We start from the raw sequence: 525 nt of genomic DNA on the forward strand, positions 1-525 counted from the left end.
TACGAACAAAGCCAGCGGCTATAAAGCACTGAGGCAAACCCAGTTGTGCAACACAATCTAAGGCCTTTAACCTAGTTGAGTCTTGCTTGATTAATTCTACGATTTTGTCCATTTTCGCCCTGCGCCATAACGCCCAATTAAGTAGCTGACAACGCTACCAATACACTCAAAATTAACACCTAAATCACTGAAGCTAAACCAAGTTGAAAATGCCAAACGTTGACAGTCTGCTTAAATTGCTTGTTATACGAATTTTTCCACCAATTCCTTTGTCATAAAGTGACTATGTGGATTGAGTTCATAGTTGGCGAATGGTTCGCAATAAGTAAACCCGAATTTCTCATACAAGTTTCGAGCTGGTTGGAAGAATTGTTGAGTACCGGTTTCAAGGCTAACTTTACTGTACCCCTTATCGCTAGCAGTATTCAAAGCATGAGTTAACAACTTAGTTGCAACACCGGACTTTCGTGATGAATTAGAAGTTCTCATTGATTTCAATTCAACATGATTGGAAGTGAGTTGCTT

General features: G+C 39.6%; 1 protein-coding gene. It reads right to left on the bottom strand.

What is annotated here, in order from left to right; genetic code table 11:
* Positions 1 to 243: 243 nt before the first annotated feature.
* Positions 244 to 525 (bottom strand): GNAT family N-acetyltransferase (locus tag F0226_RS22405; RefSeq protein ID WP_171737699.1); only part of this gene is annotated, 282 nt, incomplete at its 5' end.

Origin of the sequence: Vibrio sp. 99-70-13A1, assembly GCF_013114625.1 — a bacterium.
Taxonomy (GTDB): domain Bacteria; phylum Pseudomonadota; class Gammaproteobacteria; order Enterobacterales; family Vibrionaceae; genus Vibrio.